This window comes from Luteibacter sp. SVR4-7G, assembly GCF_056755555.1.
Window position 1 is genome coordinate 52,920 of record NZ_JBPGXO010000004.1, and the last position, 15,079, is coordinate 67,998.

Genomic DNA, 15,079 nt, shown 5'->3' on the forward strand with positions numbered 1-15,079 from the left:
CGCCGGCTCTCGACAGGAGACACTCATGACATTCCCAATGATGCGCCGCCACGGACGTCTCGCCGGGGCGATGCTGTCGCTCGCATTCGTCGTGGCCGCCGCCCCCTCCTATGCCTATCCGGCGAGACGGACACCGACGACGGACGACGCTTATCTCCCGATCGACGCTCTGCGCCGGGCCTATGCGCTCGGCGAACTGACGCCCCTGGACATGACCCTCCTGTTCCAGGAGCGCATCGAATCGATCGACAGGACAGGCCCCACGCTCCGTTCGGTGCTCGAGACCAACCCCGACGCCGCGGTCGCCGCGTACGTCGCGACGCACGCATACCGCGATGGCCGTACGCAGCCGCTCACCGGCATCTCCATCCTGCTGAAGGACAACATCGATACCGGCGACCGCATGCGCACCACGGCCGGTTCGTTGGCGTTCGCCCGGCCGGCCCGCCAGGACGCCACCGTCGTAAGCAAACTGCGCGAAGCCGGCGCCGTCATCCTCGGGAAAGCCAACCTCAGTGAATGGGCGAACTTTCGCGGGATCCATTCCGTCAATGGATGGTCCGCCCGTGGCGGCCAGACCCGCCATCCCTTCGCACTCGACCTGGACCCGCGAGGGTCCAGCTCCGGTTCGGCCGCGGCGGTGGCGGCCGGCCTCGCCACCGTATCCCTTGCAACCGAGACGAACGGGTCGATCCTCGGGCCAGCGGACGCCATGGGCCTCGTGGGTATCAAGCCGACCGTGGGACTGGTCAGCCGGGCCGGCGTCATCCCCGTTTCGCGCGAAGCCGACTCCGTCGGTCCGATAGCGCGCAGCGTGGCCGACGCTGCCGCCGTACTGAGCGTCATAGCCGGCCCCGACCCAGCGGATCCCGCCACGATGGAAGCCGGCAGGCACGCCACTGACTACACGCGCTTCCTCAATCCGGAGCATGTCCGCGGCAAACGCATCGGCGTCGTGCGCATCGCGGGCGGCGACTATGATCGATCGCCCGTTGCGACCGAACACGCGATTGCCGCCTTGCGGGAGAACGGAGCGATCGTCGTCGAGTCCGTCGAACTTCCCGCGATGTCGACCACGATGGCGAGCGATCTCAGCCTGCTGCTGACCGAATTCAGGCGTGACATCGTTGCATACCTCGCCACGCGCGCGGAGCAGCCGCTCCGGACCCTCGACGACCTGATCGCCTTCAACGAGCGGGAACGCTCGCGGGAACTCGGTCAATTCGGGCAGGAACTGTTCCTCAGTGCCAGGAACGCTCCTTCGACCGACGATCCGCTCTACGTCGAACGGCGCAGCGCCACGACGCGGCAAGCCGGGCTGGAGGGCATCGATGCCGCACTGGGTGCGCACAACCTGGACGCCCTGATCGGAGCATGGTCGACGCTGCGTCATGCTTCGCAGGCAGGTTATCCGGCGGTTACCGTTCGCACCCATTTCGAGGGAGAGCAGCCGATGGGCATCCTGCTGTTCGGCACCCGGTGGAGCGAACCGGCATTGATCTCGATCGCGGCCGCAATCGAAAAGGGAACCCCGGCGTTCCGCCCGCCGCGGTTCCTGCCCACCTTGCCGGAAGAGTGACCGGAAAGTCCCGGCTCAGGCCGGGACGACACTCTTGTTGGCGAACTCGCGAACGATCGGCGCGAGCTTCGGGTCTTCCAGGGCCATCGCCATCGTGGCGCGCACGAGACCGGCCTTGTTTCCGCAGTCGAAGCGCGTGCCTTCGAAGCGGTAGGCAAGCACCCTGCCCTTGTCCTTCAGGAGGTTTTCGATGGCGTCAGTGAGCTGGATTTCGCCGCCGGCGCCTTCCTTGGTGTTCTTGAGGTAGTCGAAGATCTCGCAAGGCAGCACGTAACGGCCCACGACGGCGAGGTTCGAGGGCGCATCCGCCGGCTTCGGCTTTTCCACCATGTGCGTGATGACGTTGGTGCGCTCGTTGAGTTGCTCCTTCGCGTCCACGATGCCGTACTTGTCCGTGTCCTTCTCAGGCACTTCCTCGACGGCGATGACGCCGGCCTGGTTGGCTTCCGCCACCTCGGCCATCTGCCGCAGCGCGCCCTTGCCCTTGTTCCAGATCAGGTCGTCCGGAAGCATCACGCCGAAACGCTCGTTGCCCACCACCGGGGCGGCACGAAGCACGGCATCGCCCAGGCCGAGGGCTTCCGGCTGGGTGACGAACACGCAACGCACATGGCGCGGAAGGATGCCGCGAAGGATGGCGAGGAGCTCTTCCTTGTTCTTCTCGGCGAGCTTTTCCTCGAGTTCGTAAGCCTTGTCGAAGTAGTCGGCGATCGCGTGCTTGTACCTATTGGTCACGAACACCAGCGTATCGGCGCCCGCGTCCACGGCTTCGTCCACCGCATACTGGATCAGCGGACGGTCCAGCACCGGCAGCATTTCCTTGGCCACCACCTTCGTCGCGGGGAGGAATCGCGTACCGAGGCCGGCTACGGGAAATACGACCTTGCGCAGGGGTTGGGTCATGCAATGTCTCCACTTTCGTTGCGGCGTAGCGGCAGTACGTTGTCGGTCTGCGGCTCGCTCCAACGGAAGGACGGCAGCAACTGCGACACGCACCGGCGCAGGGTTTCTTCATCGAACGCTGCCACGGCCTCCTCGGCGCGTGCCAGCTGGGTCTGCAGCAATTCCCAGGAAACCTGGCGATGCTGAGCCTGGAAGATCTTCGCGTGTGTCGTGCTCGTGTAGTTCTCCAGCGGGTGGAACAGTTCCTCGAACAACTTCTCGCCGGAGCGCAGCCCCGTGTACACGATCTGGATGTCCGAACCAGGCCGTTTCCCCGCCAGGCGGATCATCTGCTCGGCGAGGTCGCGGATTTTCACCGGATCGCCCATGTCGAGCGCGAAGATCTCGCCGCCCTTGCCGAGACTGGCCGCCTGGAGGATCAGCTGGCAGGCCTCGGGAATGGTCATGAAATAGCGCGAGATCTCCGGGTGGGTGATCGTCACCGGCCCGCCCTGCCGGATCTGCCGGCGGAACAGCGGGACCACCGAACCGGCGGAGTCCAGCACATTACCGAATCGCACCGTAATGAAACGTGTCGAAGTATGCGCCGCGAGGTTCTGGCACCAGATTTCCGCCATGCGCTTGCAGGCGCCCATCACCGAGGTCGGGTTGACCGCCTTGTCGGTGGAGATCAGCACGAAGGACTCGGCGCCGCAACGCACGGCCGCGTCCGCGACGATGCGGGTGCCGATCACGTTGTTGCGGAAGGCCTCGCGCAGCTGGCCCTGCAGCATGGGCACGTGTTTGTAGGCCGAGGCGTGGAAGACGATCTGCGGCTGGGTCTCTTCGAACAGGCGGTTGACCGCCGTCGCGTCGCGTGCATCGGCGAGCACCCCGTTGAAGATGAGCTCGGGATACGCCGAGGTCAGTTCCTGGCCGATGCGATAGAGGTTGTATTCGGACATCTCCACCACCGTGAGCGAACTCGCGCCCAGGCGCGCCACCTGCCGGCACAGTTCCGAACCGATCGAACCGCCGCCGCCGGTGACCAGCACGCGGCGGCCGCTGATGTTTTCCCGGATCGCGGTCCAGTCCAGCTCCACCGCGTCGCGGCCAAGCAGGTCCTCGATGGCGACTTCCTTGATCTCGTTGAACTGCGCACGTCCCGCGACGACGTCCTCGAGGCGCGGTACGGTACGGAACGGCAGGCCGGTGCTCTCGCAGAAGGCCACGATACGGCGCATCTGCGCCGTGGTCGCGCCGGGCACGGCGATGAGCAGCATCTGTACCGCCACGGCCTTGGACAGTTCGGCCAGCTGGTCGACGGTGCCGAGCACCGGGATACCGCCGATCTGCGCGCCGCGCAGGGCAAGGTTGTCGTCGACGAAGCCGATGACGCTGTAGCGGCTGTCGCGGCGCAGGTCGCGCGAGAGCGCCTCGCCGGCACGGTCGGCACCGACGATCAGCACCCGCTTGGTCGGCACCGACTGGAACAGGTCGATGCGGCTGTCTTTCCAGAAGCGATAGCTCAGGCGCGGAAGGCCAAGCAGCACCACGAGCACCACCGGATACACCAGGAGTACCGAGCGCGGCACGCCGTCGAGGCGCGCGTACATGACCATGGCCAGGCCGATGATCAGCGCACCGATCACCGTGGCACGAATGATGTTCCACAGGTCGGGCAGGCTGGCGAAGCGCCAGACCCCCTTGTACAGGCCGGTCCAGTTGAAGACCGCGCCCTGGACCAGCAGCACGATGGGGAATTCCATCGGCAGGTAGGTCACCGGCGCGAGGTCCGGCATCAGCGCGTAGCGCAACGTCTTGGCGATCCACCACGCCAGTGCCGACATGGCCAGGTCGTGTGCCACGACAGCCGTGCGCGGATGGATGATGCCGATGAACTTACGCAGAAACATGTCGCTCCCTTCGACGCAAGCCGTAACGCTTGCCAGTACGCCAGACCGCTGCCCCCAGCAGGTACACCACCCCGAAGCACGCGGGCGCCGCCGCTGGCGAGCGGAACGCGATCCATGCGACGGGAATACAGACGAGTAGGTTCCATGCGAGGTAGCCCGAGGCTACCCGCCGGTGTGACGCCCCCCGTCTCACGAGCCACTGATAAAGGTGTTCGCGGTGCGGAGTGTACCAGCGTGCACCGCGCAGCATTCGCACGAGCAGCGTCAAGGTCGCGTCGACGACGAACGCTGACGAGAGAATCAACGAGGGCCAGAGCAGGTTCGTGCGAAAAGCCCACAACATCGCTGAAATCGCAAAAACCAGGAGGCCCAGCGTGGCGCTGCCCACGTCGCCCATGAAGATCCGCGCCGGCGAGCGGTTGAACCACCAGAAGCCCAGGGACGCCGCGGCCATGGCGAGACCGGCGGCGGCGATGGCGGGACTGCCCGCCGCCCAGGCCAGGGCGGCTGACGCGGCGCCGAAGAACATGGCCTGCTGGGCGGCCAGGCCATCGATCCCGTCCATGAAGTTATGCAGGTTGATGCACCACACGCCTGCCAGCAGCAGCGGCAGCGCCCACAGCAGGCTGGAGGTGCCTGCGGCCATGGCGATGCAGAGCAACAGCGTGGCCGCCAGCTGGATCAACAAGCGCGGCCGGATCGGCAACGAGCCGTGATCGTCCAGCCAGCCGATGGCTGCCACGGCGATGGTCGCCACCGTGAACGCCCCCACGACCGCCGCACCCGGCGAACCGGGCAGGAGCAACAAAGCGGCCGGCATGCCGACCAGCGCACCGAGCACGATCCCGATACCGCCGCCACGGGGTGTCGGCATCGTATGCGACCGGCGCCGGCCAGGGGTGTCGACCATGCCGCGGCGCCGCGCATAGGCGATCGCCACCCTGACGCTTCCGAAGGAAACGAGGAAAGCGGCGAGCAAGCAGCCGATGGCGAAGGTGCCTGCGTCGGCGACGGACGACGTCATTCGTTCGCGACGCCGTGGATGGGTCTGACCGTGCCCCAGCTCTTGCAGCTGGGGCACTGCCAATGGTGCGCCTTGGCGCCGAAGCCGCAGCGGCTGCAGCGATACATCGCCTGCCCTTCGAGCAGCTTGCGGGTCAGGTCGCGCAGGATGAGGTAGTTCTCGCGCGCCTCGCCGGACACCTTGTCCATGGTGGCGTCGATCAGGGCCATCAGGCCGCGCACGGAAGGACGCTTGCGGAGCTGCCCGGTGAGGAAGTCGATCGCCGTGCGTTCGCCGTCCCTGCCCTCGTACAGACGGGTCAGCGCCAGCACGGGCGAGATACCGTGGTAGCGTTCCATGATCTCGCGCAGGAAGGCTTCCGCACGGTCCATCTGCCCCGAACGGGCGTAACAGTTGAGCAGCGGCGGCAGGATTTCCGGAACGAAGGCGATGTCCGCGGCGATGGCCGCCTCGTACGATGCGATCGCCTGCTCCACCTCGTCGTCCTCCGACGATAGCCGTCCGGCAATCATGTGCGCACGTACGCAGTCTTCCTGGCACGCGAAGGCATCGCGTACGTAGTCGCGCGCTTCGGTGCGTGCGCCGTGCTGGCGCGACTGCTCGGCGAGCTCGCAATAGAACTGGGCAATCATGGCCGACTCGTCCTCGCCGGTCATCGCCTCCAGGCGGCGGGCGTGGTCGATCGCCTTGTGCCACTCGCGTTCGTGCTGGTAGATCGCGATGAGATGCCGCAGTGCCGACGGCGCCAGGGCGTCCATGGCCACCAGATCGGAGAACAGCGTTTCCGCGCGGTCAAGCAGGCCGGCGCGCATGTAGTCCTCGCCCAGTTCGAGCAAGGCCACCGTCTTCATTTCATCGGACAGACCCTGGCGCGACACCAGGTGTTGATGCAGGCGGATGGCCCGGTCCACTTCCCCGCGCTTGCGGAAAAGGTTGCCGAGCGCGAGATGGGTCTCGACGGTGTCGCGGTTGTATTCGGCGAGGCGCAGGAACACCTCGAGCGCCTTGTCCTGCTCTTCGTTGAGGAGGTAGTTCAGGCCCCGGAAGTAATCGGAGGAAAGCTCGTTGACGCGTTCGCCGGAACGCCTCACGTGGCTTCGTCGGGCGAGCCACCAGCCACAGGCGAAAGCCAGGGGGGGAACGAGCGCCAGCAACCAGATCGGATTCATGCGGTCGTCGCGTTCGCTACCTTGCGCTCGCGGCGGCGGCGCCGGCGATGGCCTAGCGAAGTGCCCAGCCAGGCGGTGATGCCACCGAGGATCCAGCCCAGCAGCACGGCGGCGAGCATGGCCCCGCCCTTCGGCAGGGACAACCGGGCGAAGCCCAGGTCGAACGACGCCAGGTCGGCGTTCAAGGCGCCGAAAACGATGCCGGCAGCGATGAACAGCAAGAGGAAAATGATTGCAATCAGACGCATCCGGCGACTGTACCCGAATACTGAATGGCATGGTGGGCCGCGATTACGAATTCATACAGTTTTATCAGACCGTATGTTCCCGTCGCGTGCCCGGCGGTTGTACCCGGGGATGGAAAAAAAACGCCGCGTCACTGCGCGGCGTCGGTTCCCTCGATAAGGTTCACGCGTTCGCGTAATTCCTTGCCGGGTTTGAAATGCGGGACGTGCTTGCCAGGTAGGGCCACGGCCTCGCCGGTCTTGGGATTGCGGCCCATGCGCGGCGGACGGAAGTGCAGCGCGAAGCTGCCGAATCCGCGTATCTCGATGCGCTCGCCTGTCGACAGGGCTTGGCTCATCTGTTCCAGCACGCTCTTGACGGCAAGTTCCACGTCGCTGAAGGCAAGATGGGTCTGGCGCCGCGCCAGCGCCTCGATCAGTTCCGACTTTGTCATGGGTCCCCTGGCGGTTCCGTAAGCTGACGCAATGGTCTATCGAACAACAGCGAGGGGCGGGTTCGCCGCCCCTCGCCCGACGATCAGTCGGCCTTGTTCATCTGTTCCTTGAGGAGCGCGCCAAGCTTGGTCGTTCCACCAGCGGCAGACTGGTAGTCGGCCATGGTGTCGGCCAACTCTTCCTCGTCCTTCGCGCGGATCGACAGCTGGAGCTGACGGCCCTTGCGGTCCATACCGGTGAACTTCGCCTCGACCGAATCGCCCACCTTGAGGTACTGGGTGGCGTCGTCGACGCGTTCCTTGGCGATGTCGTTCGCGCGGATGTAGCCCTCGACGCCTTCGCCGAGGTCGACCAGCGCGCCCTTGGCGTCGACTTCCCTGACCGTGCCGGTCAGGACCGTGCCGCGCGGATTCGTGGCCATGAACTGACCGAACGGATCCTGCTCCATCTGCTTGATGCCGAGGGAGATGCGCTCGCGCTCCGGATCGACCGCCAGGACCACGGCTTCCACTTCGTCGCCCTTCTTGAAGTTGCGGACGAGGTCTTCACCCGAGGCCTGCCACGAGATGTCGGACAGGTGCACGAGACCGTCGATGCCGCCTTCCAGGCCGATGAAGATGCCGAAGTCGGTGATCGACTTGATCTGGCCGGACACCTTGTCGCCCTTCTTGTGCATGGCGGCGAAGGCTTCCCACGGGTTCGAGCGGGTCTGCTTGATACCGAGGGAGATACGGCGACGCTCTTCGTCGACGTCGAGGACCATGACTTCCGTCTCGTCGCCCACCTGGACCACCTTGGCCGGATTGACGTTCTTGTTGGTCCAGTCCATTTCGGACACGTGCACCAGGCCTTCGACGCCCGGCTCGATCTCGACGAAGCAGCCGTAATCGGTGACGTTGGAGACCTTGCCGAACAGGCGGCTGCCGACCGGGTAGCGGCGGGCGATGGCGACCCACGGGTCGTCGCCGAGCTGCTTGAGGCCGAGCGACACGCGGTTGCGCTCGCGGTCGTACTTGAGCACGCGGACGTCCAGCTCGTCGCCGACGTTGACGACTTCGGACGGATGACGCACGCGCTTCCACGCCATGTCGGTGATGTGCAGCAGGCCGTCGATGCCGCCGAGGTCGACGAACGCGCCGTAATCGGTGAGGTTCTTCACCACACCCTTCACGACCGCGCCTTCGGTCAGGCGCTCGAGCAGCTTCTCGCGCTCTTCCGAGAACTCCGTCTCGACGACCGCGCGGCGGCTGACGACGACGTTGTTGCGCTTGCGGTCGAGCTTGATGATCTTGAACTCGAGGTCCTTGCCCTCGAGGTAGACCGGGTCGCGGACCGGACGCACGTCGACCAGGGAGCCCGGCAGGAACGCGCGGACGTCCTTGATGTCGACGGTGAAGCCGCCCTTGACCTTGCCGGAGATCTTGCCGGTGATGGTCTCTTCCTTGTCGAACGCCTGCTCGAGGTCGTCCCACACCATCGAACGCTTGGCCTTCTCACGGGAGAGCTTGGTCTCGCCGAAGCCGTCCTCGAGCGCATCGAGCGCGACCTTGACCTCGTCGCCCACTTCCACTTCCAGCGCGCCGGACTCGTCCTTGAACTGCTCGATGGGGACGATGCCTTCGCTCTTCAGGCCGGCGTTGATCACCACCACGTCGTTGCGGATTTCCACAACGATACCGGTGACGATGGAGCCGGGCTTCAGCTTGGAGATGGCCTGCTGGCTCTGTTCAAACAGTTCGGCAAAACTTTCAGTCATGTTGATTCCAGGGTTATGAAAGGCCGTACCCGTTGCCTGCGTTGTCGCAGACGGCCGGGGGACCCGCCGGTAGAGGGTGCGCGAAGATACCTGGATGGGTTCCCCTGCACCGTTGCCAAGAGCCCGCGCCCAATGCGCGGACACCGATGCCGCGTCGCGCCCTACGGACGCACCACGGCGAAAACTTTCGCCACCACCTCGTCGATGGGCATGCCGGTGGTATCGATGACCACGGCGCCTTCGGCCGGCCTCAGCGGGGCGACCGGCCGCGACGCGTCCCGCTCGTCGCGCGCCTCGATCTCTCGTTGAAGGACCGTAAGTGTAACGCTCAGGCCCTTATCCTTCAACTGCTTATAGCGTCTTCTCGCACGCTCGGCTGCGCTGGCCGTGAGGAAGAACTTATGGGCGGCCCCGGGAAAAATCACCGTCCCCATGTCCCGCCCGTCCGCGACCAGGCCCGGGGCCTTGCGGAAAGAGTGCTGGAGGTCCACCAGGGCCTCCCGCACCGAGGGGATCACGGCGATGGCGGAGGCGGCCGCGCCAGCCGTTTCCGTGCGCAGTTCGTCGGTGGCGTCGTGGCCGTTGACGAGCACCCGGGTCTCCCCGCCGTCGGCGCTTGGCTGGAAGCGGATCTTCACCGTCCGGGCGCAGCGGGTGACCGCCTCGGCGTCGGACAGGTCGATGCCCTCCTCGCCCGCTGCGTAGCCCACGGCCCGGTACAGGGCGCCCGAATCGAGCAGGCGCCAGCCCAGGCGCTCCGCCACGAGGCGGCTGATGGTTCCCTTGCCGGAGCCGGAGGGGCCGTCGATGGTCAGGACGGGGACGGCTGCCGGAGGGGCCATGGGATCAACCTCGTTCGCGAAACGGGCATGATATCTCGTCATGGCCCCAACCGGCCGATGGACAGCCCCCAGGCGCCATGCTACAAGCCCCCAACTTCCACGCGCCACGGTTGAGACGATCCATGTCCGACGACCTCCGGAGCCAGTTCGAGCAGGCTTACCTGGACCTGGGCCGCCTCGGGCACCGACCTGATAACGACACCCTCCTGCGCATCTACGCGCTCTACAAGCAGGGCTCGGAGGGAGACGTCCATGGGGAGAAGCCGAACTTCTTCGATTTCGTGGGCACGGCGAAATACGAGGCATGGGCCACGCTCAAGGGCACCCCGCCCGAGGTGGCGATGCGCGATTACATCGCGCTGGTCAGGTCGCTCGGAGGCTGAGCCCGCCGGTTCTGCCGACTGACCGGCCGGTTCTGTAGGAGCGCGCCGCGCGCGCGACATCTTTTCGCGAGGAGCAACGGGGCCTGGTGCTCACGGCCTCAAAAGCTGTCGCGCGCGAGGCGCGCTCCTACATGTGCAGAGTTCGCGAGGCGCTCTACGACGGCCTTGCGGCGAACCAAGCGGCCACGGGGAGTTCGCCCAGGATGTCGGCCGCTGCGACATCGCCGCCTCGCGAGCGGCCGGTGCCGAGCACGTCCTGCCAGTGCCCTCCGGGGAGCGACAGCGACGTGCCTGCCCAGCGCGCGGCCGGTATCGCAGGAGTCTCCGCTCCGGCCAGCCACTCCGCCGTGTGCCGCGCCACGGCGACCACCAGTTTCTGTCCGCGATGTTCACGGATGAACGCCAGCACATGCCCTGCGGCTGGACCCGTCGCAGCCAGCGGCGTGTAGGTGCCGCGGGCGAACAGGTCCGGATGCTCCCGGCGCAGACGCAACAGCCGGGCGATGACCGCCTGCTTGATCGTCCCGTCGCGCCAGGTCGCCAGCCCATCCGCGGGCAGCGCATCCTCTTCCAGCGATGCGGCCCGCGCGAGGAAGTCGACGGGCCGGCGATTGTCCGGATCGACGAGGCTGAAGTCCCAGTAGTCGGTCCCCTGATACAGATCGGGGACGCCCGGCGTCGTCAGCCTCAGTACCGTCTGCGCGAGCCCGTTCGCCGCCCCGGGTGCCGCTATGTAGGCCGCGAAGGCGGCAAGCTCCGCACCGCAGTCGCTGGACATCAGGCTGCGCAGGAAGTCCTCGCAGCCGTCTTCATAAGGCTCGTTCGGGGAGGTCCAGCGCGTCCACCGCTTCGCCTCGCGCAGCGCCTTGCGCTGCCAGGCGGCGATTCGCGTGACGAATCGCTCGACGCCTTCTTCGTCGCCGGGAGCCAGGCCCAGCGGCCATGCGCCTACCAGCATCTGGTAAAGCATCAGTTCGTCCGCTGCGGACGGAGCCATCCGGCCGTCCTCGGTGCGGCGCCGGAATTCCGCGTGACGCATCCGCCAGCGCTCGACGGTCACGACCCAGCGACCGGCCACTTCGGAAAGGACGGCAAGGCGGGCCCGCAGGTCTTCGCCGCGCTTGTGGTCGTGCGTGGCCGTGGCCAGCAGGTTGTACGGCAGGCTCGCCGCGCGCTCGGCGCAGCGCCGGTGGAATTCGTCCGGAGGAATGGCAAGCGACGCCGCGTCCACGCCGACTTCATTGCGCGAGAGGAGCCGCCCGTAGCGATATCCGGCGGTGTCTTCCACCGCCTTCGCCGCCACGGGCGAGGTGGCCTGCTGGAACACGGCCAGCGCGCGCTCGCGGGCACGCCGTACGGCGCCAGGCGGAAGCGAGCGCGGTGCCTCGCCGAGCCATTTGGCGACGAGGTGCAGCAACTCCACGTCTTCCAGGCGGATCGTGCGCAGCGCGCCCTCCACGGCACGGGCGAATACAGCCTCGTCGTAAGCGTCGCGTCCCGCCCCGCCCGCGTAAGTCCGATAGACGGGGAAGTGCACCAGCAGTTCCACGAGCACGCGGCGGATCGCGGCGAGGGAGACGTCGCGCGTAGCGACGTCGGCGCGCGCCGCGGCGAACAAGGCGCGCGCGGTGCGGTCCAGTTCCGATTCGAAACTGTCCACGAGGATCTGCCGGCGGGCGCGAACGGCCTGCGTCGCGAAGTCCGCGCTCTCGCCGGTGAGCTTCCGCCACAACTCGGTCAACGGGCCTTCGCCGTTCTCGTCGTGAAGCACCGCGGAGACCTGGTCCATGAACTCGTAGCCGGTCGTGCCGTCGGTACGCCAGTCGAGCCGCAGCGACTCGTCGCTCGCGAGGATCTTCTCCACGACGAGGTAGGCCGCATCGCGGGGCGCGTCCGGCGGACGCTGCGAACGCAGTCGCTCCAGGCGGTGGCGCAGCTGGCGGCAGTACCGGCGCGGGTCGGCCAGGCCATCGACGTGGTCGCAGCGCACGCCGTCGATCAACCCTTCGGCGTAGAGCCGGAAGATCGTCTTGTGCGTGTCCTCGAACACCGCCGTGCGTTCGATGCGCAGCCCCGCGAGCTCGTTGATATCGAAGAAGCGCCGGTAGTTGACCATGTCGCTGGCCAGCTTCCAGAAGGCCAGGCGGTAGTGCTGCCGCTCGATGAGTGCATGCAGCGCCGCCCTGCCCTCGTCGGTCGACGGATCGTGGGTGGTCGCGGCATCGTCGCCGAGTCCTGCCTCCGATGCCGGCGACAGGGGCAGGTGATCGTCGTAGACCCGCAGCATCCACTCGCCGCGCCGGCGCGACAAGCGCAGGTGACCCTCGCGCAGCGTCGCGTCGTAACCGGCGCCGAGGATCGGCAGCAGCAAGCGGTTGCGCAGCAGCGGGTCGGGCGCCTGCCAGTCGATGTCGAAATAGCCCGCGTAGCGGCTCTCGCGGCCGTGACGAAGCACGTCCATCCACCACGCGTTCTCCACACCCACGCCCATGTGGTTAGGCACGATGTCGAGCACGAGGCCCATGCCGCGCGAGCGCAATGCCGCGACCAGACGGCGCAACGCATCTTCGCCGCCGATTTCCGGATTCACCTGGTGGCAGTCGACCACGTCGTAGCCGTGCGTCGATCCGGCGCGGGCGCGCAGGATCGGCGAGGCATACAGGTGGCTGACGCCCAGGTGTGCGTAGTAGCCGACCACATCCACGGCGTCGTCGAGCGTGAAGCCGGCATGGAACTGCAGGCGTGCGAGGGCACGTGGCGGACTCATCCGCGGTTCCGTGTCTGGTCGATCGTGGCGCACACGGCGTGGGCGATAGGTCCGTCGAACAGGCGCGACGACGTATCCGGCATGCGCCGGCGCCAGTTGGGGTGCTCCGCGTCGGTGGGGCCCGGAAGGTTCGGTTGCTCGTGCAGGCCGAGGATGTCCTCGACCGGGAAGATCGCCAGCGGCGCCGGTGCCAGGGAGACGTGGTGCGCCGCCGCCCACACGACCGGCGAGATGTCGTCGGGTGCCGGCGGCGAATCCTCGTTCCAGGCCGAACCGGACGCGAACAGAGCGCGCCACAGCTGTACGCGCTCCTGCGCGCGCTGCGCCACCTCGTCCACCGCGGGATCGTCAAGGCCCGTGCGCTTGCGCCATTCGACATCGCGCCCGCTCCACCAGCCGGCGACGGTCGGGACATCATGCGTGCTCGTCGTCGCCATGGCCTTGTCCGACCATTCGGCCGGCGCGATGAAGCCGCCGTCGGCGGCGCGCTCGAACCAGAGCACGCGGATGCCGAGCACCCCCCTTTCCGCGATGGTGTCGCGGAAATCGGAAGGCACCGTTCCCAGGTCTTCCCCGATGACGATGGCACGGTGGAGGTGCGACTCCAGTGCGATCAGCCTCAGCATGTCGGTCAGCGGATAGCGCACGTATGCGCCTTCGGTCGCACCCGCCCCGTGCGGCACCATCCACAACCGCTTCAGGCCGAGCACGTGGTCGATGCGCACGCCGCCCGCGTGGGCGAGCGCGGCGCGCAGCATGCCGATGAAACCGCGGAAGCCCGCTTCGCGCAGGCCGCGCGGCGAGAACGTGGTCAACCCCCAGTCCTGGCCGAGGCGGTTCAGCGCGTCGGGCGGCGCGCCCACGGACAAGCCGGTCAGCATTTCGGCCTGGTGCGCCCACGCATGGCTGCCGCCCGAGTCCGCCCCGACCGCGAGGTCCGCGATCAGGCCGATCGCCATCCCGGCATCGCGCGCGGCTTTCTGCGCACCCTCGAGTCCCTGTTTGGCGAGCCATTGCAACCATGCGTGGAAGGCCACCTCGCGCGAATGCTCACGCGCAAAGGCCGCCACCGCGGCCCCGGCCGGATCGTGGAACTCGGATGGCCAGCCCTGCCAACCGCCCGCCCGGCCGTGGGCAGTGAAGTCCGCATGCAGCGCCTCGAAGCGCGCGTGGCGTTCGAGCGGTTCGCCCTGCTCCTTGCGGAAGGCCATGAAGCGTTCCGAATGCGCCAGGTCGGCCGAAGCACCTTCGAAGATGGAGCGCAGGATCGTCATGCGCGCCCGCGCGGCACGCGGCCAGTCGATCAGGTCCATCCATTCCAGTTCGGCGAGTTCCTGGCGCAGGTTGTGCGAATCGATCACGGCGCGCACGGTCTGTTCGCCACTGCTGCGGGCCGGATCGATGTAAAGACCGTTGAGGAACAGCCGGCTCGACGGCGCATACGGACTGTAGCGTTCGGGGGCCGCCGCGAACAGCGCGTGGAGCGGGCTGATGGCGAGCGCGTCGGCGCCCTTCTCCGCCGCGGCCTTCGCGCAGATCTCGAGCGCGGTGAAATCGCCGATGCCGCCGTCGCCCGGCCGGCGCAGACCCGCTATCTGGACGGCCATGCCCCAGGGACGGCGGCACGCCGTGCTGACGTCGCGAATGCCGAACGAGCGTGCCGGCGCGACCGCCAGGGTCGTCTGCTCGTCGCCCAGCGACAGCGTGTAATACCCGGGGAGCGCCGGAACGTGGATCACGGCATCGCCCGATGGCAGGTTGCCTTCGCTCACCCGCGCACCGTCGCCCGCTTCGATCTTCCACGCTCGCGCTTGCGGCCAGAGAGGAACCTCGATCTGCGTACCCGCATCCGCGGTGATCATCCGCGGCAGCCGTACGCCGCTTTCTTCCTCGCCGACCCGGCGCAGGCTGTCCTCGATCTCGTCCGCGTGGTCCGCCGGCAGACCCAGCGCCCGGAGCACCGCACGCAAGGTGTCCGCAGGCGTCGTCTGCGGGCGGTCGAGCGCGTCACGCCAGTGCACGTCGACGCCGGCGCGTTCGGCCAGCAGTGCGAGGCGATCTTCGAGGGGTGCGTTCACGGA

General features: G+C 67.2%; 12 protein-coding genes. 2 read left to right on the top strand and 10 right to left on the bottom strand.

Annotated elements, in window-relative coordinates; translation table 11 throughout:
* The first annotated feature begins 25 nt into the window (after positions 1–25).
* Positions 26–1,579 carry an amidase family protein gene (locus ACR9ZH_RS02635; protein WP_481289211.1) on the top strand — a complete coding sequence of 518 codons (1,554 nt, stop codon included), beginning with the start codon at positions 26–28 and terminating at the stop codon, positions 1,577–1,579.
* Between the two features lie 15 nt (positions 1,580–1,594).
* Here ACR9ZH_RS02635 and galU read toward each other — a convergent pair whose 3' ends face one another.
* The 8 genes from galU to cmk all read right to left on the bottom strand — a co-directional run bounded on the left by galU (position 1,595) and on the right by cmk (position 9,848).
* The gene (galU, locus tag ACR9ZH_RS02640) at positions 1,595–2,482 is read right to left on the bottom strand and encodes a UTP--glucose-1-phosphate uridylyltransferase GalU (RefSeq protein ID WP_481289212.1); all 888 of its coding nucleotides are present in this window, start codon (positions 2,480–2,482) and stop codon (positions 1,595–1,597) included.
* The gene (locus tag ACR9ZH_RS02645) at positions 2,479–4,377 is read right to left on the bottom strand and encodes a polysaccharide biosynthesis protein (protein WP_481289213.1); all 1,899 of its coding nucleotides are present in this window, start codon (positions 4,375–4,377) and stop codon (positions 2,479–2,481) included. The genes galU and ACR9ZH_RS02645 overlap by 4 nt, the downstream gene beginning before the upstream one ends.
* On the bottom strand, positions 4,364–5,401 hold the full coding sequence (locus ACR9ZH_RS02650) for an MraY family glycosyltransferase (protein WP_481289214.1): 1,038 nt from the start codon (positions 5,399–5,401) through the stop codon (positions 4,364–4,366). The genes ACR9ZH_RS02645 and ACR9ZH_RS02650 overlap by 14 nt, the downstream gene beginning before the upstream one ends.
* A complete protein-coding gene (gene lapB / locus ACR9ZH_RS02655) occupies positions 5,398–6,570 on the bottom strand; it encodes a lipopolysaccharide assembly protein LapB (RefSeq protein ID WP_481289215.1) in 1,173 nt (390 codons plus the stop codon). The genes ACR9ZH_RS02650 and lapB overlap by 4 nt, the downstream gene beginning before the upstream one ends.
* On the bottom strand, positions 6,567–6,818 hold the full coding sequence (locus ACR9ZH_RS02660; protein WP_481289216.1) for a lipopolysaccharide assembly protein LapA domain-containing protein: 252 nt from the start codon (positions 6,816–6,818) through the stop codon (positions 6,567–6,569). Before ACR9ZH_RS02660 ends, lapB begins: the two co-directional genes overlap by 4 nt.
* Before the next feature lie 128 nt (positions 6,819–6,946).
* The gene (locus ACR9ZH_RS02665; protein ID WP_167026515.1) at positions 6,947–7,249 is read right to left on the bottom strand and encodes an integration host factor subunit beta; all 303 of its coding nucleotides are present in this window, start codon (positions 7,247–7,249) and stop codon (positions 6,947–6,949) included.
* 83 nt (positions 7,250–7,332) lie between these two features.
* Positions 7,333–9,006: a 30S ribosomal protein S1 gene (gene rpsA, locus ACR9ZH_RS02670; protein WP_481289217.1), complete on the bottom strand. Its 1,674-nt coding sequence runs from the start codon at positions 9,004–9,006 to the stop codon at positions 7,333–7,335.
* 161 nt (positions 9,007–9,167) lie between these two features.
* Positions 9,168–9,848, bottom strand: a complete 681-nt coding sequence (cmk, locus tag ACR9ZH_RS02675; protein ID WP_481289218.1) for a (d)CMP kinase — start codon at positions 9,846–9,848, stop codon at positions 9,168–9,170.
* Between the two features lie 122 nt (positions 9,849–9,970).
* On the opposite strand from cmk, the gene ACR9ZH_RS02680 reads away from it, so the two are divergent.
* On the top strand, positions 9,971–10,231 hold the full coding sequence (locus ACR9ZH_RS02680) for an acyl-CoA-binding protein (RefSeq protein WP_481289219.1): 261 nt from the start codon (positions 9,971–9,973) through the stop codon (positions 10,229–10,231).
* 154 nt (positions 10,232–10,385) lie between these two features.
* On the opposite strand, the gene treY is transcribed toward ACR9ZH_RS02680, so the two are convergent.
* Both treY and malQ read right to left on the bottom strand, forming a co-directional pair.
* Positions 10,386–12,998 (bottom strand): malto-oligosyltrehalose synthase, encoded by a 2,613-nt coding sequence (gene treY / locus ACR9ZH_RS02685; protein WP_481289220.1) that lies wholly within the window; start codon positions 12,996–12,998, stop codon positions 10,386–10,388.
* Entirely contained in the window at positions 12,995–15,076 is a 2,082-nt protein-coding gene (gene malQ, locus ACR9ZH_RS02690) for a 4-alpha-glucanotransferase (RefSeq protein ID WP_481289221.1), read from the bottom strand. The genes treY and malQ overlap by 4 nt, the downstream gene beginning before the upstream one ends.
* Between the last annotated feature and the right edge of the window lie 3 nt (positions 15,077–15,079).